General features: G+C 45.3%; 19 protein-coding genes. 15 read left to right on the top strand and 4 right to left on the bottom strand.

The annotated features are described in order from the left end of the window. Positions 1 to 19: 19 nt before the first annotated feature. Together ACFSKO_RS01985 and ubiA are read right to left on the bottom strand one after the other, a co-directional pair. Entirely contained in the window at positions 20 to 682 is a 663-nt protein-coding gene (locus ACFSKO_RS01985; RefSeq protein WP_380247862.1) for a class I SAM-dependent methyltransferase, read from the bottom strand. Between the two features lie 72 nt (positions 683 to 754). Beyond that, positions 755 to 1,687, bottom strand: a complete 933-nt coding sequence (ubiA, locus tag ACFSKO_RS01980) for a 4-hydroxybenzoate octaprenyltransferase (RefSeq protein WP_380247860.1) — start codon at positions 1,685 to 1,687, stop codon at positions 755 to 757. Positions 1,688 to 1,789: 102 nt separating this feature from the next. Here ubiA and ACFSKO_RS01975 point away from each other — a divergent pair, with 102 nt between their 5' ends. Both ACFSKO_RS01975 and ACFSKO_RS01970 read left to right on the top strand, forming a co-directional pair. Continuing rightward, the gene (locus ACFSKO_RS01975; protein WP_380247857.1) at positions 1,790 to 2,581 is read left to right on the top strand and encodes a 16S rRNA (uracil(1498)-N(3))-methyltransferase; all 792 of its coding nucleotides are present in this window, start codon (positions 1,790 to 1,792) and stop codon (positions 2,579 to 2,581) included. Between the two features lie 35 nt (positions 2,582 to 2,616). Beyond that, the gene (locus tag ACFSKO_RS01970; RefSeq protein WP_380247855.1) at positions 2,617 to 3,981 is read left to right on the top strand and encodes a glutamate--cysteine ligase; all 1,365 of its coding nucleotides are present in this window, start codon (positions 2,617 to 2,619) and stop codon (positions 3,979 to 3,981) included. A gap of 197 nt (positions 3,982 to 4,178) precedes the next feature. On the opposite strand, the gene tldD is transcribed toward ACFSKO_RS01970, so the two are convergent. Further along, positions 4,179 to 5,609 (bottom strand): metalloprotease TldD, encoded by a 1,431-nt coding sequence (gene tldD, locus ACFSKO_RS01965; RefSeq protein WP_380247853.1) that lies wholly within the window; start codon positions 5,607 to 5,609, stop codon positions 4,179 to 4,181. A 192-nt stretch (positions 5,610 to 5,801) separates the two neighbouring features. Here tldD and ACFSKO_RS01960 point away from each other — a divergent pair, with 192 nt between their 5' ends. The 12 genes from ACFSKO_RS01960 to ACFSKO_RS01905 all read left to right on the top strand — a co-directional run bounded on the left by ACFSKO_RS01960 (position 5,802) and on the right by ACFSKO_RS01905 (position 18,686). Next, complete coding sequence (locus ACFSKO_RS01960) at positions 5,802 to 7,130, top strand: DUF3422 family protein (RefSeq protein WP_380247850.1); 1,329 nt, start codon at positions 5,802 to 5,804, stop codon at positions 7,128 to 7,130. A 327-nt stretch (positions 7,131 to 7,457) separates the two neighbouring features. Continuing rightward, positions 7,458 to 8,291, top strand: coding sequence for a cytochrome c oxidase subunit II (gene coxB, locus ACFSKO_RS01955; RefSeq protein ID WP_380247848.1), 834 nt, complete (start codon positions 7,458 to 7,460; stop codon positions 8,289 to 8,291). 81 nt (positions 8,292 to 8,372) lie between these two features. Further along, positions 8,373 to 9,980 (top strand): cytochrome c oxidase subunit I, encoded by a 1,608-nt coding sequence (gene ctaD / locus ACFSKO_RS01950; RefSeq protein WP_380247846.1) that lies wholly within the window; start codon positions 8,373 to 8,375, stop codon positions 9,978 to 9,980. A gap of 62 nt (positions 9,981 to 10,042) precedes the next feature. Next, the gene (gene cyoE, locus ACFSKO_RS01945; protein WP_380247844.1) at positions 10,043 to 10,984 is read left to right on the top strand and encodes a heme o synthase; all 942 of its coding nucleotides are present in this window, start codon (positions 10,043 to 10,045) and stop codon (positions 10,982 to 10,984) included. A gap of 159 nt (positions 10,985 to 11,143) precedes the next feature. Further along, positions 11,144 to 11,752 carry a cytochrome c oxidase assembly protein gene (locus ACFSKO_RS01940; protein WP_380247842.1) on the top strand — a complete coding sequence of 203 codons (609 nt, stop codon included), beginning with the start codon at positions 11,144 to 11,146 and terminating at the stop codon, positions 11,750 to 11,752. Between the two features lie 34 nt (positions 11,753 to 11,786). Beyond that, the gene (locus ACFSKO_RS01935; RefSeq protein ID WP_380247840.1) at positions 11,787 to 12,584 is read left to right on the top strand and encodes a cytochrome c oxidase subunit 3; all 798 of its coding nucleotides are present in this window, start codon (positions 11,787 to 11,789) and stop codon (positions 12,582 to 12,584) included. Positions 12,585 to 12,635: 51 nt separating this feature from the next. Further along, positions 12,636 to 13,019, top strand: a complete 384-nt coding sequence (locus ACFSKO_RS01930) for a DUF983 domain-containing protein (RefSeq protein WP_380247837.1) — start codon at positions 12,636 to 12,638, stop codon at positions 13,017 to 13,019. Then, positions 13,012 to 13,764, top strand: coding sequence for an SURF1 family protein (locus ACFSKO_RS01925; RefSeq protein ID WP_380247835.1), 753 nt, complete (start codon positions 13,012 to 13,014; stop codon positions 13,762 to 13,764). Before ACFSKO_RS01930 ends, ACFSKO_RS01925 begins: the two co-directional genes overlap by 8 nt. Before the next feature lie 46 nt (positions 13,765 to 13,810). After that, positions 13,811 to 15,304, top strand: a complete 1,494-nt coding sequence (locus ACFSKO_RS01920) for a carboxypeptidase M32 (protein WP_380247833.1) — start codon at positions 13,811 to 13,813, stop codon at positions 15,302 to 15,304. A gap of 104 nt (positions 15,305 to 15,408) precedes the next feature. Then, positions 15,409 to 16,806 (top strand): threonine synthase, encoded by a 1,398-nt coding sequence (gene thrC / locus ACFSKO_RS01915; protein ID WP_380247831.1) that lies wholly within the window; start codon positions 15,409 to 15,411, stop codon positions 16,804 to 16,806. Positions 16,807 to 16,809: 3 nt separating this feature from the next. Beyond that, on the top strand, positions 16,810 to 18,069 hold the full coding sequence (locus ACFSKO_RS01910; RefSeq protein ID WP_380247829.1) for a M16 family metallopeptidase: 1,260 nt from the start codon (positions 16,810 to 16,812) through the stop codon (positions 18,067 to 18,069). A gap of 47 nt (positions 18,070 to 18,116) precedes the next feature. Then, complete coding sequence (locus ACFSKO_RS01905; RefSeq protein WP_380247827.1) at positions 18,117 to 18,686, top strand: GNAT family N-acetyltransferase; 570 nt, start codon at positions 18,117 to 18,119, stop codon at positions 18,684 to 18,686. A gap of 75 nt (positions 18,687 to 18,761) precedes the next feature. Here ACFSKO_RS01905 and ACFSKO_RS01900 read toward each other — a convergent pair whose 3' ends face one another. Next, positions 18,762 to 19,334, bottom strand: coding sequence for a YqgE/AlgH family protein (locus tag ACFSKO_RS01900; protein ID WP_380247825.1), 573 nt, complete (start codon positions 19,332 to 19,334; stop codon positions 18,762 to 18,764). Between the two features lie 226 nt (positions 19,335 to 19,560). Between ACFSKO_RS01900 and ACFSKO_RS01895 the strand changes: the two genes are divergently transcribed. Beyond that, positions 19,561 to 21,669 carry a protein-disulfide reductase DsbD family protein gene (locus tag ACFSKO_RS01895; RefSeq protein ID WP_380247823.1) on the top strand — a complete coding sequence of 703 codons (2,109 nt, stop codon included), beginning with the start codon at positions 19,561 to 19,563 and terminating at the stop codon, positions 21,667 to 21,669. Positions 21,670 to 21,671 lie beyond the last annotated feature (2 nt).

The raw sequence follows: 21,671 nt of genomic DNA, 5'->3' as shown, positions 1-21,671 counted from the left end.
AGCTTAATTAAAAAGATATCTATCGGCAGAACTTCCAAACGACAGCATTGCGGACATCAGTATCCTCAAGAGATGAGGATGTTAAAACTGAATAGGCTATAATTCGTTTCAAACCCATTTTGGGGAGGTATGTCCGACCTGGATCGCCCATTAAAACAGTCGTCCCTTGATGAGAGAGGTCCTTGAGCCACTGTGTGATTTCTTCAGCCATGGGACCTTCATAACAAACATCACCAGCCAAAATGAGATCCCATCCTGCATTCGGTTCGCCTACCAAATTTTCGACACATGTATTAATACGAACATTATTGAGTTCGGCATTAAGCTTTGTTGCTGTTATGGCAAAGGGATCGATGTCCACGGCGAGAACGTCTTTTGCTCCGGCAAGTTTGGCGGCTATTGCTTGCAGGCCGCAGCCACATGCAAAATCTAGGACTCGCTTCCCTTTGACCACGTGTGGATGGTTCAGAATATATTGAGCGAGAGCTTGGCCTCCGGCCCAGGCAAAGGCCCAAAAGGGAATATCCAAACCGAGGGTTTCAAGTTCTTTTTCCCCGTGCTGCCAAAAAGGGAGGTCTTCAACGGCAAGGTAAAGCTGTATTTGATCTCCAAGAAGTGGTGTGCCAGACGGGCGGGTATTTTCTTTGATGAAAGCTTTTGGATTGCTGATGGGCTTAAGCATCAAGTGAAGTCACCAATGCTAAAGTGGATATTAAAGCTGAAACAAAAGAGGAGACGGAGTATTTTGAGAAATTCATTTGACGTTTGCAGCCATAAAAATTCCAGCAAGGAAGATCCACCCAATAATCCTGTTGGATTTAAATTTACTCAGGCAGTCATGGGCGTTGTCAATTTTTACGGTGGTAATTTGCCAGATAAAATGAAGAGACATAACGCCGATGCCAATCCAAAAAGGCCAAATTAATCCCATCACCCATCCGGCCGTCGCAAAGCAAATTGTACAGAGACTATAAAAAACAATAAGCCAAGACTGAGTATGGCGTCCAAGTCTAAGGGCGGTGGATTTTACCCCAATTAAGGCGTCGTCTTCTTTGTCCTGATGGGCATAGATGGTGTCGTAGCCTAAGGTCCAAGCGATTCCACCTATGTAAAGTAATAGGGCGGGTAATGATAATTCTCCGCGGACAGCAGCCCACCCAACCAAAGCGCCCCAATTGAATGTGAGGCCGAGCCATGCTTGCGGCCAATAAGTAATACGCTTCATAAAGGGATAGCAGATTACCAGAATAATAGCTGAGGCAGCTAAAATCATGCTAAAGCTATTGAATTGTATAAGAACCAATAATCCGATTGAGAGCTGAAAAATAAGGAATGCAGTGGCTTGTTTCATAGACAACTCGCCGCTGGCTAGGGGGCGTGTTGCTGTTCGAGCGACTTTTTTATCATAATCCCGATCGGCCATGTCGTTGATCGTGCAGCCTGCACCACGCATGGCCAAAGCACCGATGGCAAATAAAACAAGGTAATAGGCTGGCGCAAATGAACTACCAAGTTGATACCCCGGTGCGGTTGTGGCCAACATCATGGACCACCAACATGGGAATAGTAGGAGCCAAGTGCCAATAGGACGATCCAGTCTTGCTAAACGCAAATAGGGTCGCGTCCAGGCTGGAGATAAGTGAATAATCAGATGATCATTCTTTATGTCGCTTGAAGTTTTGGTCATATCGGGCGTTGTGTTATCTCTTTGAGGGATGTTATCAATTTTCTTTAAGCACGATGTGATAGATACACGTGATACATGTCTTTGTGAAGGTAGGTTCGAGAGATGGAGCGGGTCGTAACGAGACTCTATGTTAAAGATAGCCTGTCCGAAGGCGCGACTGTCGGGCTTGATGCCGCTGGTGCTCATTATATGCGTTCAGTTCTTCGCCTTAATTCAGGCGCTCGAATCGGTTTGTTTAATGAACGCGATGGCGAGTGGTTGGGTATTATTGACGGGTTGGGCAAGGGCTGGTGTTCCTTGCAGATTGGAGAACAACGTCGTCTACCTGCTCAAGAGCCTGATATCTGGCTGGTATTTGCCCCGATAAAAAGGTCTCGTATCGATTTCCTTGCTGAGAAAGCAGGAGAACTTGGCTGTTCTCGTATCGTCCCAATTTTTACCCGATATACCGATGTAAAGCGTATTAATCGTGATCGATTGGCCGCACATGCACGGGAATCTGCGGAACAGTGTGAGCGTTTGTCGGTTACAGAGGTTGTTGAAGCGACCACATTGGATAAATTAATTGAAAGTTGGCCTCAAGATCGCCGGTTACTGGTTTGTGCCGAATTTGGTGATGCTGCGCCGATTGCACAAATTTTAACTGATTTACTGGTAGAAGAGCCAGAAGCTGGTCAGCAGCCCTGGGCTGTTTTGATTGGTCCGGAAGGCGGTTTTGCTAAAGAAGAGCTTGAAGCTCTGCATCGCCTTCCTTATGTGACATCAATCGGTCTTGGCCCGCGCGTATTGCGGGCTGATACGGCTGCTGTCGCCGCCTTGTCTTGTTGGCAGGCGATTTTAGGAGATGGGGGTATGCGCCCACCAAAAGGAACAACGCCGGTTAGAGGTACCTAAAAAGGTAATCTTTCCGCATCTATGGAATCTGAACTATGTCCGACGCCTCTTCCTCATCACCCGTGATTACGGATAAAGCCCAACTTATTTCTTACTTCGAAAGTGGGAACAAGCCGAAAGATCAATGGCGGATTGGGACCGAACATGAAAAGTTCGCCTACTGCGATGAAACCTTTAAGCCGCTCAAGTACGATGGTGAAAAATCTATCAAGGTTATTCTTGAAGGTCTTGCCAATCGCTTTGGGTGGACGCCGGGATATGAGGGCGAAAATATTATTGCCCTGACGGATGCGGGTGCTTCCGTAACTCTGGAGCCGGGTGGACAACTAGAGCTTTCGGGTGCGCCGTTGGAAACTGTACATGACACCTGTCGTGAAGTTCATTCGCACCTACATCAGGTTAAGGAAATTACTGAGCCCCTGGGTATTCATATGATGGGGATGGGTTATAATCCAAAATGGAATCGTGACGCGGTGAATTGGATGCCTAAAGGGCGTTACAAAATTATGCGCGATTATATGCCTAAACGCGGTAATCTTGGGCTGGATATGATGAGTTTGAGCTGTACAGTTCAGGTCAATCTAGATTATTCCAGCGAAGCGGATATGGTTAAAAAATTTAGAACCAGCCTTGCGCTTCAGCCTCTTGCAACAGCCCTTTTTGCGAATTCACCTTTCTCGAATGGCAAACCGAATGGTTTCCTGAGTTACCGTAGTCATCTATGGACAGATACTGATCCTGACCGCTGTGGCATGCTGTCGTTTGTGTTTGAGGATGGCATGAGTTTTGAGCGTTATCTTGATTATGTTCTCGATGTGCCAATGTATTTTGTTTATCGAAATGGTATCTATCATGATGCGAGCGGGGAATCTTTCCGTGATTTCATGCAGGGCAAACTCAAGGTGTTGCCAGGGGAATTGCCAACGATTAAAGATTGGGATGACCATATCACAACGGCATTCCCAGAAGTCCGCATGAAAAAATTTCTTGAGATGCGCGGTGCTGATGGCGGTCCATGGAAGTCCCTTTGTGCATTACCTGCATTGTGGGTAGGTCTGCTTTACGATCAATCGGCTCTTGATGCCGCTTGGGATTTGGTCAAAGGCTGGACCGATGAAGAGCGTCAATTGTTGAGATCTGAAGTCCCTGCCAAAGGGTTTTCGGCTGAAGTTCGGGGGCAAAAAATACAGGAACTTGCGGTAGAAGTCGTAAAAATTGCGGCAAGTGGTCTTGAAAACCGAGGGCGGACAGATGCCCAAGGTCGCGATGAGGTGCATTTTTTGGATACGCTGTTGGAAACGGCTGAAAGTGGGATTACACCTGCTGAAGAAAAACTTAAAGCTTATCACGATAATTGGAATCAATCCGTTGATCCAATATTTGTAGAGAATGCCTACTAAATACGCCGACTGATGTTTGATTCAAAAAAGGGTTAGCCTGGTGGGTTAACCCTTTTTTATTGAAATAAAAAAAACCCCAGCAAAAGCTGGGGTATCAAGATATCGATACAAGGGTCGATAGGAGGTTGAAGAAATAATTCTACGTCTGATTGTATTAACTAAAAGTTAACAATACAACTATAAATAGTTTTTTATTCTTACGAAGTTCCGCCGACTGTGATTTGATCTAAGAGCAAGGTTGGTTGGCCAACCCCAACAGGAACACCTTGGCCATTTTTGCCACAAGTACCAATACCATCATCCATTTCCATGTCATTACCAACCTTGGAAATTTTTTGCATAGCTTCGGGGCCATTACCAATAAGCGTGGCACCTTTAACGGCTTCACCAACAACGCCATCCTTAACCATGTAAGCCTCGGTGCAGGAAAATACGAATTTACCTGAAGTAATATCGACCTGTCCTCCACCAAAGTTAACGGCATAAATACCGTTCTTTACGGACTTTAGCATTTCTTTGGGATCGTGCGCACCATTTTGCATGATTGTATTTGTCATACGAGGCATGGGGATGTGAGCATAGCTCTGTCGACGACCGTTCCCAGTTGAATCTTGTCCCATCAACCGCGCATTTTGACGATCTTGCATATAACCAACCAAAATACCGTCCTTGATCAAAGTGGTACATTGTGAGGGGGTGCCTTCATCGTCAACGGAGATTGAACCGCGCCGATCAGAAATAGTTCCATCATCAACAACAGTAACACCAGGAGAAGCAACGCGCTCGCCAATACGGTCACTAAAGGTTGATGTTTTTTTGCGGTTGAAATCCCCTTCAAGGCCATGTCCAACTGCTTCGTGTAGTAAAATTCCGGGCCATCCTGGGCCAAGAAGGACTTGCATTTCTCCAGCAGGGGCAGGGATCGCACTGAGATTTACCAACGCACGTCGGATCGCTTCGTCCGTACCTTTTTGCCAATAGTCTGGATCAAGTAAACTGTCATAGACAAAACGTCCGCCGCCGCCATAGGAACCGCTTTCCATTTTGTCACCTTCTGCAACGGTGACCGAGATGTTCAGGCGGACAAGTGGACGAATGTCAGCAACTCTGTGTTCATCAGCCCGGATAATTTGAACCGCTTGCCATTCTCCGGAAATCGAGGCGCTTACTTGAACAACGCGAGAATCTTTCCCTCGAGCATAGGCATCGATATCACTCAAGACTTTGATTTTGGTTTCAAAGGCACAGGCGGAAAGAGGATTGTCTTCTGTGTAGAGGGCTCTGTTCGTTCCTTGAGGAGAACTGGCCATCGTTCCCGAGTGTCCACTGTGAACAGCTTGGACGGTGTTGGCTGCGCGTAAAATGGCTTCTTCGCTGAGGTCGCTGGCGTGCGCATACCCGGCACTTTCCCCAGCAATAGTACGTAGACCAAATCCTTGAGAGGTATCAAAGCTCGCATTTTTTAAACGACCATCATCAAATACCATGCCTTCGGATTGGCGGTATTCAAGATAGAGTTCACCATCATCAGCACCGGACAGGGCGTTATTAACAATGCCTTCCAATCGCTTTTGATCAAGATCGGTTTTATTGAAAAAAAGATCGTCGGTTGTGGCAATGTAGCTCATAAATAGATTCCTTAAATATACCGTTGGTAACAATATAGGCGCTCTGGACAGTCAGGCCAACGTTATTGACTTCCATATTAAATAGAAACTTGCCACACTCGTTCGGGGCGAAGGCTTAAAACGCTTCGAAGATAACGAAGTGATAAACAAACATCCACAAAATCGTGGAGTAGAGTTGATAGAGGGAAGTAGATGCTGCGCGATCATCCGTTGAGGGTCGAGCTCTGTAATGAGTTGCATGCCAGGCCTTTTACCCAATTGGCTGGGCCGGAAACAATTACTCATTTAGGGATGTTAACAAACGAGGAGATGGCAGAGGAAGAGCGCATGCATGTTGGCCTGTTATGCCAACGCTTTAACGTTGCTGCGCCGTCTCCGGGGATCAAACACTTTATGGCAGATATGGGGCACTTCTTTTTAGTGTGGGAGCGCCATACGGAATTCTCGACCTATACTTTCTTTCTCAACCGTCGTGATGCGGATCGTAAGGATCGAGGCAGAGTGCTTTCTAAAAAAAGAAATCTAGAACCTTTTGTAAAGGCTGCGATTGACCTGGTGCCCGATGATTGGTTGAAAGCGGTGCCGGGGGAAAGATTGGTTGGAGTGCATCTTGAGCTCGAAGGACCAGATTCTCCTGAGAGAACGATGGAAAAACAGGTGGCTTTTTTTCCATCGGGAAATCTCTCAGCCTGTGTTCTACGGGGAGGACTTGCTGCCGTTTGGATGGATTTTTCCATCAACGATGACGGTTATGGACGTATACTTGTTAAGGACTACGGACTTAAGCCTCGCCAACTCGGTCGAACTGTTCAGCGATTATTAGAAATAGAAACTTATCGTATGATGGCGCTTTTGTCGCTGCCACTTGCGCAGCAATATGGGGCACGGTTAGCAAAAGCAGGACGTGTATTGACCGAAATCACCACGCGGATGACGGATCAACGAGAAGTCGATAATGAAAAAAATTTACTACGTGAACTTACGGAACTTTCTGCCGAAATAGAACAAGCCGCTGCGGCGACCAGCTATCGATTTTCTGCGTCTCAGGCCTATTACGAGCTTGTAAAGCAAAGAAATCAGAAGCTTAAAGAAGATTATATGGATGGTTTTCAGAAAATAGAAAGCTTCTTGGATCGGCGGTTGTCACCCGCAATGAGGACATGCGAAGCCATGGGTTTGCGATTGGATACACTGTCTAAAAGGGTCGCACGGGCGGGGCAATTGTTACGAACACGAGTTGATATTCAATTAGAAGAACAAAACTCGGCCTTGCTTAAGTCTATGGATAAAAGAGCGCGTATTCAGCTTCGTCTACAGGAAACGGTAGAGGGATTGTCTGTTGCTGCTATCAGCTACTATGTGGTCAGTCTTATTTATTATTTATCCAAAGGGATCAAATCTATTGGATTCGGCCTTGATGCCTCGATTGTGGCCGCAATTTCCATACCGTTTGTTGTCTCTGCCTTGTGGTTGGGGGTTCGGCGAGTTCGGCGAATAGTTGAGCGGGATAGTCAGGATTAAGGCGTTAAGATTGTTTGGTATTTTATGAATTTTGGTGGTATTGCTGTCTGTGCGTCATAAGGTCGCATAATAAGCTTGATTGTACTTTACTTGCTGTATAATCAGCCAAAAAGTAAAAAATAGACGCACTAAAGCGCTCCGTAAGCGTACTTCTAGCGTGACTGGGGCTTGTACTCCAAGCTTTCAATGGGGTAGGTTGCGCCAGAATAATAAATAGAGTCCGACTTAATTCCTATTTATCAATATGGATTGTAGTCTTGGAATCGGGATAAGACTTTGATTTCGATCAATTGGAATTAAAGTCACAGAACACAGGATATTGAGTACATGAGGTTTCTGAAACGGATTGCCTATATTTTTAGCGCTGTTGCGTTGGTCAGTGGATTAGCGGTTACAGCTAATGCTTCTCAGCCGACAGCTTGGGGACTTGGGTTCCAGGAAGCTGCTACGCCGGTTATGGAACAAATTACGAGCTTTGGTAGCTTGCTCCATTACTTGATGGCTGCTGTAACACTTTTTGTATTGTTTCTATTGCTTTATGTCATGTGGCGTTTCTCAGAGAAGCGTAATCCAGTACCATCCAAAACAAGCCACAATACGTTGATTGAGATCATTTGGACTGCGGTACCTGTTATAATTTTGGTTATTATTGCGATCCCATCTTTCAAACTGCTTTACGCAGCTGACAGTAATCCTAATACCGAGATGACAATTAAGGCAATTGGTAAACAGTGGTACTGGTCTTATGAATACCCTGATCAGGGTGATTTCACTTTTGATGCTTATATGAAATCAGAAGATGAGCTGGAACCTGGTGAGCCACGCCTGCTTGCTACGGATAACGCTGTTGTCGTTCCTGTCGATACCAAGATCCGTCTTCTTGTGGCAGGTGATGATGTTATCCATTCTTTTGCGATGCCTGCTTTTGGTTTGAAGCTGGACGGCGTGCCTGGTCGTATTAACGAAACTTGGTTCGAAGTAACCAAGGAAGGTACTTATTACGGTCAATGTTCAGAGATTTGTGGTACGGGTCATTCTTACATGCCGATCATGATCAAAGCTGTTTCAAAGGAAGAATTCGCCAAGTGGGTAGAGTTTGCCAAAGAAGAGTATGCTGAGATTGAGACCGATAATTCTGTACAGTTGGCTCAACTTAACTGAGTTATTTTACAGATTTTAACGAATAATCGGTTATAGCGCCAAATAGAAGCGCTGAAGAAAACGAAATAGAGGATATGAGATATGGGTACTGCTGCTGAAACCCATCACGATCACGATCACATGCCGGGGTTCTTTACGCGTTGGTTCTGTTCAACCAACCACAAAGACATCGGTATTCTGTATCTGGTCTTTTCAGTAATTACCGCTTTAATCGGCGGTGCATTTTCCGTTTACATGCGTTTGGAGCTTCAGGAGCCAGGCGTTCAATATTTCCTTACGGGAGATGGTGAACCAAACGGTCAATGGTGGAATGTAATCGTCACTGCGCACGGCTTTATCATGGTTTTCTTCGTGGTTATGCCTGCGGTTATTGGTGGTTTCGGTAACTACTTTGTTCCGCTTATGATCGGGGCGCCTGATATGGCTTTCCCACGTATGAACAATATCTCCTTTTGGTTGATTGTTCCTGCATTCCTTTTGCTTCTTGGATCTTCACTTGTTGGTCAGGGTGCGGGAACTGGATGGACAGTGTATCCTCCATTATCCTCAGCGCTTGGTCATCCAGGTGCTTCCGTGGATATGGCAATTTTTGCACTTCACTTGGCTGGTGCCTCGTCGATCCTCGGTGCCGTTAACTTTATCACGACAATCTTTAATATGCGTGCTCCAGGCATGACCCTTCACAAGATGCCTCTTTTTGTTTGGTCAATGCTTGTAACAGCTTTCTTGCTGCTTCTTGCCGTTCCTGTACTGGGTGGTGCGATCACCATGCTTTTGACAGACCGCAATTTTGGCACGACATTCTTTGATCCAACTGGCGGTGGTGATCCGATCTTGTATCAGCATCTGTTCTGGTTCTTCGGTCATCCTGAAGTGTACATCATGATCCTTCCTGGATTTGGTATCATTTCTCACATCATCTCAACCTTTAGCCGTAAGCCTATTTTTGGCTATCTCGGCATGGCCTATGCCATGTGTGCAATTGGTTTTGTTGGGTTCGTTGTGTGGGCGCACCACATGTACACAGTTGGTTTGGACGTGAATACACGTGCTTACTTTACAACTGCGACACTGGTGATTGCTGTACCAACAGGGATTAAAATTTTCTCATGGATTGCGACAATGTGGGGCGGATCGCTTCGTTTCACAGTGCCAATGGTATGGGCGCTTGGCTTTATCTTCCTCTTCACCCTTGGTGGTGTTACCGGGGTTGTTCTTGCTAACTCAGGTGTCGATCTGCCAATGCATGATACTTATTATGTCGTTGCCCACTTCCATTATGTTTTGAGCCTTGGTGCTGTCTTTGCCATTATTGCTGGCATGTACTACTGGATGGGAAAAATGTCCGGCCGTGATTATCCTGCTTGGGCTGGGTATCTTCACTTCTTCCTGACATTTGTCGGTGTGAACATGATTTTCTTCCCACAGCATTTCTTGGGTATGCAAGGGATGCCACGTCGTTATGTCGATTATCCTGATGCTTATGCTGGCTTCAATGCGATCTCTTCGTATGGCGCGTATATCACTTTTGCTGCAACAATCTTCTTCGTACTACTAACGATTTATACGATGAAGTTTGGTCGCCGCGTATCTGATAACCCATGGGGTGAAAGCGCAACGACTTTGGAGTGGACAGTTTCTTCTCCTCCTCCGTTCCATTGCTTCAACGAACTACCTAAAATTAAGTAACGGTAGTTAGAATAGTCCGGCCGCTGCATTGTATCGTGGCCGGATTTAATCAGGAGTGAATTGTGGCCGATACATCTATTGAAAATACAACTGTAAGTGCTGAAGCTGTTTCGTATAACAGCGAAATTGCACAGATTGCTGACTTTTGGACTTTGATGAAGCCTGGAGTTATGTATCTGGTTGTGTTTACCGGGTTCGCCGGTTTGATGGTTGCCCCGGGTACAATCCATCCCTTTTTAGGTGCTGTTGCTATCCTTTGTATTGCAATTGCATCTGGCGGGGCTGGTGCTATCAATATGTGGTACGATCGCGACATTGACGCGATTATGACGCGAACAAAACGGCGGCCAATTCCTGCTGGACGTATGGCTCCGGACGTTGCTCTGAGTTTTGGCGTAATCCTTAGTATATTTTCTGCTATGCTAATGGGACTTGCGGTTAATTGGACCGCCGGGTTACTTCTGGCTTTGGCTAACGGATTTTATGTTTTTGTCTATACGATGTTCTTGAAGCGTCGGACACCTCAAAACATTGTCATTGGTGGTGCAGCGGGGGCATTTCCTCCAATGATTGGTTGGGCTGCGGTAACGGGTACCGTCAGTATTGAATCAATCGTTTTATTTCTGGTTATCTTTATGTGGACGCCGCCTCACTTCTGGGCACTGGCTCTTTATAAAGATGGTGATTATGCGGCAGCTAAAGTTCCAATGCTACCGGTCGTAGCTGGACGAAAAAATACAAAATGGCAGATGCTGGTTTATACTCTCGCTCTTTTCCCGATTGTATTGGCACCAGTATATTTCAATATCGCAGGTATGTTTTATGGGGCAGTCGCTTTGATTGCGAGCCTCTATTTCCTCTATCTAAATATACGAGTTTTGTGTTCTGATGAAGACCGTCATGCACGGAAAATGTTCTTATTCTCTATTCTCTATCTGTTTGTTTTGTTCGCAGTACTGATCATAGATCGGTCCCCAGGTATCATGAGTTTGATTGCAGGTTAAAATGGAAGAGAAAAAAACAGTGAAGTATGAAACAGTGGAAAACTCGCAAGAGATCCATAAGCAGAGAAAACGTCGTAATTGGGCCTTTTTGGGGCTGCTGTTGGGGTTTATCGTGTTAATTTATGCTGTGACCATTGTTAAAATGGGAATGAACTAAGTATGGCGACCTCTGTGAACAAAAATACACGTGTGGCACTGGTCCTCGGCGGTCTCGTCTGCGGCATGGTAGGGCTCGCGTTTGCTTCTGTTCCGTTGTATCGATTGTTCTGTCAGGTGACTGGATTTGGGGGCACTACACAGGTGTCTGAAGCTGGTGCTGAAGATAATCTGGTCGTATCAGATCGGGATATGACGATCCGGTTTGATTCAACAGTTAATGGAGATCTACCTTGGAAATTCAAGCCTGCGCAAAGAGCGGTGGATTTGAAAGTTGGGGAAGAAGGAATAGCGTTTTATCGCGCGAAAAATACGTCTGACAAAAAGGTCAAAGGTGTAGCAACGTTCAATGTTACGCCTCTTAAAGCCGGTCAGTATTTTGTTAAAATTGATTGTTTCTGTTTTTCGGAACAGACTCTCTTGCCAGGGCAGGAAGTTGATATGCCTGTCACATTTTATGTGGACCCTGAAATTGAGAATGATCCGAATCTAAGTGATGTAAAGACAATAACTCTTTCCTATACCTTCTTCAGAGATGATGAAGAAGAAGGGCAGGAAGTGAGTGACTTGAGTAACAACGCCGGAAGTAATCCGGTAATAGAGATTAATTAACAATACGCTTAGCGTCTGGTTAAGGTGGGATATCATGAGTGCAGGGCACGACGAAGTAAAACATCCGTATCATTTGGTTGATCCAAGCCCATGGCCTTTGATCACAGCATTTGCCGCAGGGCTTATGTTCACAGGCCTGGTTATGATGATGCATGACTATACAAACTATGTGTTGTATGCAGGTATTGTCGCAGTTGTGATTTGTGCCGCCGCTTGGTGGCGTGACGTGGTCAACGAAGCTGTCGTCCGCGACCTGCACACTCCAGTTGTCCGTATTGGCCTGCGTTATGGAATGGTGTTATTTATCGCTTCTGAAGTCATGTTTTTTGTGGCGTTCTTCTGGGCATATTTTAATGCGGCATTTTACCCGCCTGATGTTATCGGTGGCGTTTGGCCTCCTGCTGACGTGGTGACGTTTGATGCTTTCGACCTTCCATTCTTGAATACGCTGATTCTTCTTTTATCTGGTTGTACTGTGACGTGGGCGCATCATGCCATCATTAAGAAAGAGCAGAAACAAGCGGTCAATGCTCTGATCATTACTGTTGCTTTAGGCTTGATCTTTACGTCGCTTCAGGCCTTTGAATACAGCCATGCTGCATTTGGGTTTACTGATGGGATCTATTCTTCCACATTCTACATGGCGACTGGTTTTCACGGCTTCCATGTGATCATTGGTACGATTTTCCTTTTTGTATGTTTGATCCGTACAAAAAAAGGTCACTTTACACCTGAAGCGCATGTTGGTTTCGAGGCTGCGGCTTGGTACTGGCATTTTGTGGATGTTGTTTGGTTGTTCCTATTTGTAGCTGTTTACTGGTGGGGCGGCTAACCAACCTCGCTATTCAGGGAAATCCTGAGATAATAAGTTATGGAGTAGGCCGTGTCTGACGACGAGATTGTTTTTAAAACCTCGCCCGTTAAGGCCGGCCTTCTTTGCAAGTGCCCAAGGTGTGGTAAAGGTCGTATTTACAAGGGGCTATTAAAGCTTGTAGGTGAATGTTCTGTGTGTGGCTTTAACCTCGCAAAATCAGACAGTGGAGATGGGCCTGCGGTATTCATTGTCTTTATTCTTGGCTTCATTATTGTGCCTATGGCGATTTGGGTTGAACTTTCGCTTGAGCCACCGATTATTGTTCATTTATTAATTTGTCCAATAATTGTAGTAGGCGGATCAATCGCTTTGCTCAGGCCTTTGAAAGGGCTTATGGTGGCGCTCCAATATCACCATAAAGCAAGCGACTCAGGATCTGTCGATTATGACTAAAGGCGTAGCACGCAAATTTCAGCCCACTTTCTGGCCGACGATATTCTCAATCTTTGTAATCATTTTGGCATTATGTCTGGGGACGTGGCAGATTTACCGCATGGAGTGGAAGGAAGATCAAATTCTTCTCCGAACAGAACGGTCAATTGCTGAACCTTTTTCTTTTGTTGAGCGGTTTCCGGGCGAAGTTGAAAATCCGAAAGCGGATGAGTTTTTAAAAGTCTGGGTCGAAGGTGAATTTCAGCACGATAAAGAATTTTATTTGGGTGCGCGTTCGCTTGATCGTCGTTTGGGTCTACAGGTTGTTACCCCATTACTTATGAATGATGGTCGGGAAATCCTGATTAATCGGGGATTTATTTTATCCGAACTTAAAGATCCGAGCACACGCCAAGAAGCACAAGTTACGGGTACGGTTAAAGTCGAAGGCTTAATCCGTATAGGAGGATGGAAGGGGTATGAATTTGTCCGTCCCCAAAATGATCCCGTGAAAAATTTTTGGTTTTACGTCGATAATGATGTCATGAGCAAGACAGTAGATTTAAACAATCCCGTAAAAAGTGTTTATCTTGATGCTGGACCAGATGTGAATCCCGGTGGTTACCCGCTTGGAGGTCAAACCAGAATTGAGCTGGTCAACAATCATCTGACATATGTCCTGACTTGGTTTTCTATGGCATTGATTCTTGCCGTGATTTATTTCATTTTTCATTACCGTCCTGTTCTAAAAAAAGAAGACGAATAAATAATATTGTTACTTCTGTTAAGGCGTTAAACCGTTGGATTTAGAGATGTCATCTTATCAAGCCCTTGAAAAAAAATTCCGCCGTATGAATGCAATTGGCGAAGCGAGTGGTGTCCTGGGATGGGACATGTCCACCGTAATGCCTGCAGGTGGCGCGGAAGCTCGTATGGAGCAATTGGCGGCACTAAGTGGCGTGCGTCACGAGATTCTTACGAGTAGAGAGATGGAAGATCTCTTTGCTGGTGCCCTTGAAAAAAAAGGTGATCTGGGTAGTTGGCAGTTGGCGAACCTCCGAGAAATGCAGAGAATTTGGCGCCATGCTACGACCCTAGAAAGTGATTTTGTTGAAGCACAGACCAAAGCGTGTAAAAAGTGCGAAATGATCTGGAGATCGGCGCGGCCGGATAATGATTTTGCGTCAATTTTACCTGCGCTTAAAGAAGTTCTTAATCTCACGCGACAAGAGGCGAAGATCAAAGCTGAGGTCTTTGAATGTGATACTTACGACGCATTGCTTGATCATTTTGAACCCGGTGGAAAATCAATTCGAATTGACGCCATTTTTGATGATCTTGCGACTTTCTTACCTGAGTTTACTCAAGCCGTTCAAGAAAAGCAGGCATCTGAACCTCAAGCAATCATGCCTGATGGCCCATTTTCTATTACTGATCAGGAAAAGCTTGGGCGTGAAATGATTAAGGCTGTTGGCTTTGATTTCAATCATGGTCGCCTTGATGTCAGCTTACACCCATTCTGTGGCGGGGTGCCGGATGATATCCGCATTACGACAAGATACGATGAAAATGATTTCATGACGTCGATGATGGGTGTTCTTCATGAAACGGGCCATGCCATGTATGAGCGTAACCTGCCGAAAGACTGGCGCCTGCAACCAGTGGGATCGGCCCGTGGTATGACCATGCATGAGAGCCAATCACTGATTATCGAAATGCAAGCGAGCCGCAGTGAAGAATTTGTATCCTATATCGCCAGTAAAGCTCAGACTGCCTTCAAGGGAAAAAGTTCTGCCTGGGCATCAGATAACATGCAGCGGATTTATAACAAGGTAAAACCTGATTTCATTCGAGTTGACGCAGATGAAGTAACTTATCCTGCCCATGTTATCTTGAGGTATCGTCTAGAAAAAGAGTTGATCAATGGTTCTATGGAACTGGATACTCTCCCTGAAGCATGGAGTGATGGACTTGAGAAGTTGTTGGGGATCCGTCCGCCGAACGACACAATGGGTTGTTTGCAGGATATTCATTGGTATGACGGGGCATGGGGGTATTTTCCAACCTATACACTTGGGGCCATGGCTGCGGCGCAACTGTTTGCATCTGCGAAGTCAGAAGTTCCCGCGATCCCGGAAGCATTGGGAAGGGGAGATTTCTCTCCCTTGATGGGATGGCTTCGTAAAAATGTTCACACTTGGGGCTCTTTCTTGTCGACAGACGAATTGTTGACAAGGGTGACTGGACATCCGCTTGATACCCAGGTGTTTAAAGCGCATCTCAAAGCTCGGTATTTGGAATCTTAATAGAGTGTTGCATCTTGCTTGCTGCCCTCCAAAGGGCGCAGTACAGTTGCGGTCTTGAGTTGATAGTTACGAAATACGTTGCAAAAGTGACGGTCTAGGAAATCATGAAATACATCAGTACCCGTGGGCAGGCAGATGCTCTTAATTTCGATGAGGCCCTCTTGGCTGGTTTGGCCAGAGATGGAGGCCTTTACCTACCAGAAAAATGGCCTGAGTTTTCAGCTGAAGAAATTCGTGACATGGCAGGTAAGCCTTATACCGAAATCGTCTTTAGGGTCGTAAAGCCTTTTATCGATGGTGTAATACCGGATAAGGATCTCAAAGAGATCATCGAAGACAGCTATGCAGGTTTCCGTCACACAGCGATAGCGCCTTTGAAGCAAATTAATGGCCGCATCTGGGTCATGGAATTATTTCATGGACCTACTCTGGCATTTAAAGATTTTGCCTTACAAATGCTTGGTCGGCTGTTTGATTATATCCTTAAAAAGCGGGGAGAACGGATCACCATCGTTGGGGCAACCTCGGGCGATACTGGTTCAGCTGCTATCGAGGCATGCAGGGATCGTGATCAAATTGATATTTATATCCTGCACCCTCATGGACGTGTATCGGAAGTACAACGACGGCAGATGACAACGGTAACATCACATAATGTTACCAATATTGCTTTAGAGGGAACATTTGACGATTGCCAGGATCATGTGAAGGCAATGTTCAATGATCAAAATTTCAGGGATACTGTTAATTTATCTGCTGTTAATTCCATCAACTGGGCGCGTATTATGTCCCAGATTGCTTATTATTTTGCTGCAGGGGTTGCTCTGGGAGCTCCTGATCGTCCGATAGGGTTTTCTGTTCCGACAGGTAATTTTGGGAATGTCTTTGCAGCCTATGCTGCGGGTCGCATGGGGTTACCTGTGTCACAGCTTGTCGTCGGCTCGAACAGAAATGATATTTTGACGCGTTTCTTTGAGACCGGATCTATGACAATGAACCCGGTTGAACCGAGTTTGTCACCTTCGATGGACATTCAGGTTTCAAGTAATTTTGAACGCTTACTCTTTGATTTGCTAGACCGGGATGGTTCGGCTGTTGAAGCTGCATTAAATGCATTTCGAGAAGGTGGAAATTTTGATCTCGAACCTGAACGTCACCAACGGGTTTTACGTTTGTTTGATGCCTATCGTCTCGATGATGAGCAAACACTTTCTATGATCAGTGATTATTACGTGAAAACAGGTGAGCTCTTCGACCCACACTCTGTTATTGCGGTTGCTGCTGCAGAAGCCAAAATACGAGATGATGTCCCTGCCATGGTTTGCATGGCGACTGCTCATCCTGCAAAATTTCCAGACGCGGTCTGTAAAGCCTCTGGTGTTACGCCTGAACTTCCTGAGCACATGGCGGATCTATTCGACCGCGAAGAGAAGTATACGGTGATGGACAACGATTTAACCAAGCTAAAAGACTTGGTCCTCTCTCGACGGAGAAACAGCTAACTAATGACAATTGAAATCTCTACATTATCTAACGGCCTGCGTGTTGCGACAGACAAACAGGAGTCCGTTGAATCTGTTTCACTTGGTGCGTGGATCGGGGTTGGGACGAGAAATGAGCAGGCCGAGGTTAACGGCGTTGCTCACTTACTTGAGCATATGGTATTTAAAGGCACAGAAAAACGTTCAGCGTACGATATAGCAGAAGAGATCGAAGCTGTGGGCGGGCAGTTAAATGCCTATACGTCGCGTGAGAATACGGCCTTTTATGCAAAAGTACTGTCTGACGATGTTCCACTGGCTTTGGATACTGTCGCAGATATTCTTCAACGACCTTTGTTTGAAGACGAAGAGCTACAAAAAGAACGCCACGTTGTCCTACAGGAACTGGGGCAAGCCAATGATACTCCAGATGACATTATTTTTGACCATTTTCAGGAAACAGCATACAGCAATCAATCTCTTGGACGCCCTGTTTTGGGGACGAGCGAGATTGTCAGTCGGCTCTCTTCTGATGATTTGAAAAGTTACCTCTCTAGTAATTATGGTAGCGACACAATGGTGGTCTGTGCTTCAGGAAAGGTCGATCATCAAGAGTTTGTAAAGTTGGCTGAAGATCAATTTGGTGGTTTACAAAAAATAACACCAAAGGATCTGGAACCTTCTGCTTATGTGGGCGGTGATTTCCGTGAAGAAAGAGATCTGGAACAGGTACATTATCTCCTTGGATTTAAAGGAACTGACTACCTGAGTCCGGATTATTACGCAGCGAATGTTCTCTCCACACTCTTTGGAGGTGGGATGTCTTCTCGGTTGTTCCAGGAGATAAGAGAAAAACGCGGGCTCGTCTATACCATCTATTCGTTTGCTTCCAGCTTTATGGATAACGGCCTTTTTGGTATTTATGCTGGGACTGGTGAAAAGGAAATTTCAGAGTTGGTTCCTGTTGTTTCCGATATGATGCTTGAGCTTACAGGTAATATCAAAGAAGAAGAAGTTGTTCGGGCTCGAACGCAACTTAAAGCATCGATCTTAATGGGGCGCGAAAGTACTGGAGTGCGTTGTGAACAACTTGCACAACAACTTTTGATTTTTGATCGATCAATTACTGTTGATGAAACTGTTGCCAAAATTGATGCGGTTGACGTATGCGATGTTCAGAATTTTGCCAAAACCATGTTGCAAAGCCCGATGACGATGGCTGCGTTGGGGCCTTTGAGTAATCTTGAGAATAAAGAGGCATTACAAAAGAGGTTTTCGGCCTGATGTTATTGAGCGGCATGGGGTACTGGGATATGCGTAGGCTCCGTTTAATGAATGAACGGGTATACTTGCGTGCGCCACAATCCGGTGATTGGAAAGAATGGGCTGAGCTTCGGAGGGTGAGCCGAAGCTTTTTAACACCTTGGGAACCGACTTGGTCTCAAGACAACCTCAGTAAGCCTTCCTTTCGAGATAAGCTTCGGGTCTATCGTATGGATTGGCGGCACGATGTGAGTTACTCGTTCTATGCTTTCTCACGGTCTAACGATCAAATGCTCGGCGGAATTACTCTTGGCAATGTGCGCCGGGGAGCCGCTCACATGGGAACTATTGGTTACTGGATGGGGGAAGTACACGCTGGCCAGGGATACATGACCGAAATTTTATCATCGGTTATTGACTACGCTTTTGATGAACTAGCTCTTCATCGTTTGGAAGCGGCTTGTTTGAATCATAATGAAGCAAGTAAAGCAGTTTTGGAAAAAGTGGGTTTCAGAGTTGAAGGCCATGCTCGGGGATATTTGAAAATTGATGGGAAGTGGCAGGATCATACTACTTTTTCTCTTTTACAAAATGATCCTCGTTTGTCTCGCAAGGGCTGGTTAGAAGGCAAGCTTTAGTTCTGACGTGAAACTTGAGGCTTTATTAGAGCTGTTAGCAGCTCGCCCAATAATAATTGTCGCTTTTGTGTTTCGTTATGCATGCCCAGATTCAAATGATAAACAATTGGGGTCTATTCCAATCTTCGACATAGCCAAATCCCATTTATTCTGTAAATCGGATCCAAACAGGATGTCGTCATCATAATCTGCAACCAACCAGCCGTTTTGATGTAGCTCGTCATTGAGTTGACCTGGTCCCCAGCCTGCATAACCCAAAGCTAGAAGGCTTTTGTCTGGGCCTTCATTATTCGCGATATCGTTGAGAATATCGATTGTTGCGGTCATCGCGATAGATTCAGCTACGAGCATAGTGCCGTCTTGCTGGTATTCGTTGCTATGTAAAACAAAACCACGTCCAGATTCCACGGGGCCACCAAAATGCACTCGTACTTCTGAATTTGGAGTTGGTTTTTTGATATCGAGTTGTTCCATTAGATCGTGAAAAGTGATGCTTTTAACCAATTGGTTGAGAACCAGACCCATTGCACCGTCTTCGTTGTGTGCACAGATGTATATTACTGAGTGGGTGAAACGAGGATCGGTCATTTGAGGCATAGCGATCAGTAACTTGCCGGTCAAAAAATCGTTACTTTGTAAGCTCGTCATTGCAATTCAGGACCTCCTAAGCCGATATAAGGGAGATAACCTTGCGACAGTTTGAAACACTGATTTGAAATGTAATCTTTCGAGGCATTCCGTCGCATCGTATAATCACTATATACTATATAAGTTTATACATTAAGAATTATAACGGCCCGTTAAAGGCACAGATAACACAATTTACGCAGTAGAGCGCAGATAGTGTTTTTATGGCAACTCAGTAGGATTATCCGTGGTATTTTATAACACCCTTAAAAAAAACCTTGTTCGTGTTCTGATCACTTGCTGGATGCTTTGCCTTGGGGTGCTTACGAGCTCAGCCAACGTCATGGCTTCGACTTCTCCTTGGATAGATACTGATTTTTCTCGAATCCGTATTGTTTCTGGACAGGAAACCCTTGGTGAGCAAGGACAGGTGATGCTGGGCTTACAATTCGAGCTAGAAGAAGGGTGGAAGACTTATTGGAGAACACCAGGTGATGCAGGTTTTCCGGTTTCTTTGACCTTAGAGGGGAGTGAAAACTTATCGTCATGGGAATTCTTTTGGCCAGTTCCTCATCGTTTTACGCTCTTTGGATTAGATACCTTTGGTTACAGTCAGGAAGTTGTTTTCCCCTTTCGTATCAAAGCACAGGACCCCTCCAAAGATGTACTAATTAAAGGCCAAGTTAGTTACCTGCTTTGCCAGGAAATATGCATTCCCTTTGATGTCGAAGTCCAAATGAGACTACCAGCAGGTGAGGCTTTTCCTTCCTTGGAAGAAAGTATTGTCTCACAATATGTAGAACAAGTCCCCGGTCTTGGAGCTGAGGTTGGTTTAAGTATTGAAAACTCGTTCCTTCGTGGCGAAGGAGATCAATTAACGCTTGTTGCTACTGGCGTCTCTAAAAGTAATCCCTTTATTTCTCCGGATATAATCGTAGAAGGTCCTCCCGGGTTTTCATTTTCTAGCCCAAAAGTGAAGCTTTCTGATAACTCCACGAGAGTGGAATTTGTGATTCCTGTGTCCGTAGCCAAAGAGAATAAAGGAGTGTTGGAGGGGAAGCTCTTGACCTTATCCTTGATTGATGGGGTTAGGGGGGCTGAGAGTGAAAAGCGTGCTCAGTTTGCTTCTGGTATAAATTCGAGTATTCCTACTCCAGTAGAATTTCTCACCATTTTGGCCATCGCCCTTCTTGGCGGCTTTATTCTTAATTTGATGCCCTGTGTTCTCCCTGTTTTGTCATTGAAACTCCTTTCTGTGATCAAACATGAGGGAAACGACAACACTGAACTCAGGAGAAGTTTTTTATTCCTTAGTCTAGGGATTTTGACTTCATTTTGGTTGTTAGCAGGGCTTGCAATTGGCTTAAAGGCTGCTGGGGTATCTGTGGGTTGGGGAATACAGTTTCAGCAACCGTTATTCTTGATTGCCATGGGCGGGATTGTAACACTCTTTGCTGCAAATCTTTTTGGTTGGTTTGAAGTCTTTGCCCCTGCTGCGCTATCAGATAAAGCGTTAACGGTGAGTGATCGAAAAGGGAACTCTGGTGATTTTCTCAAAGGCATGTTTGCGACGTTATTGGCGACACCTTGTTCAGCACCTTTTCTTGGAACGGCGGTTGGATTTGCTCTCGCACGCGGGACCCTAGAAATATTTGGAATTTTCACACTTTTAGGACTGGGGATGTCCATTCCGTACCTTCTTGTGGCCATTAGACCAGAGTTTGCAAGAATACTTCCTAAGCCAGGTAAGTGGATGGTGTGGTTAAAGACTGTTTTAGGCTTGATGCTATTAGGAACAACTGTTTGGTTGCTAAGCGTGCTTTTTGTACAGGTTGGGTTGGTTGCTACTATTGTAGTGGGTGCCCTCTTGGCCCTAGGTATGGCTGCTTTATCTCTTAAGAGTGTTGCCATGATACACCGCATCATAATAATTGGTGTTCTTGCGCTCTTCTCAATGGCTGTACCTTATGTGTTGGCTACAGCGCCTCAACAGGCTACTCGTTCGGATTTATGGCAACCATTTGAGCCAGCCCAGATATCTAAACTTGTTGGCGAAGGTAACATAGTTTTTGTGGATGTGACGGCTGATTGGTGTATTACGTGCCAAGTAAATAAGAAATTGGTTCTGGAGAAGGATGAGATACAGTCTCGATTGGGCCAGAGTGACGTTATTGCGATGCTTGGGGACTGGACGCTACCGAGTGAGGAGATAACCGCTTATCTTAAGCAATATGATCGATATGGAATTCCGTTTAATATTGTATATGGCCCAAATGCTCCGAACGGAATTGTTCTCTCTGAATTACTTTCTGTAAGTGAGGTAGAAAAGGCTTTTGATCGGGCTGCTTCTAAGTAAGA

The organism is Kiloniella antarctica (assembly GCF_042682825.1).
Lineage (GTDB): Bacteria > Pseudomonadota > Alphaproteobacteria > Kiloniellales > Kiloniellaceae > Kiloniella > Kiloniella antarctica.
Note: the sequence above shows the minus strand (reverse complement) of the source record. Positions and strands in the feature narration are given on the sequence as shown.